The sequence below is a fragment of the Methanoculleus sp. UBA413 genome, from assembly GCF_002502935.1.
Taxonomy (GTDB): domain Archaea; phylum Halobacteriota; class Methanomicrobia; order Methanomicrobiales; family Methanoculleaceae; genus Methanoculleus; species Methanoculleus bourgensis.
In genome coordinates this window covers 11,230-11,465 of the sequence record NZ_DAQR01000078.1, presented here as the reverse complement: position 1 = coordinate 11,465, position 236 = coordinate 11,230, and the positions used below count along the sequence as shown (strand labels likewise).

The window sequence follows — 236 nt, the reverse complement described above, 5'->3', positions numbered from 1 at the left end:
TTCGCGAGCTCCTCGGGGCGCTTGAACCTATGCATGATCCTGCCGACCCCCCCGACGTACCCCTGGACCGGCGGATCGATGATCCGGACCAGCGTCTCGCGGTCAGGAGCCCCGGTCACCACGATCGGCACGTGGATCCCCTGCCTGATCGCCGGGAGCTTCTCCCTGATACACTCCTCGAAGTTCCCGAGGGCGTAGACGGCGAGGTCGTGCTCGTTGATGATATCCCGCTCCTC

The 236-nt window shown here is 65.3% G+C and carries 1 protein-coding gene; it reads right to left on the bottom strand.

Annotated elements, in window-relative coordinates; genetic code table 11:
* Positions 1 to 236, bottom strand: a 236-nt coding sequence (locus BP858_RS06030; RefSeq protein ID WP_286879106.1) for a methyl-coenzyme M reductase family protein, incomplete at both ends; no start/stop codon positions are given.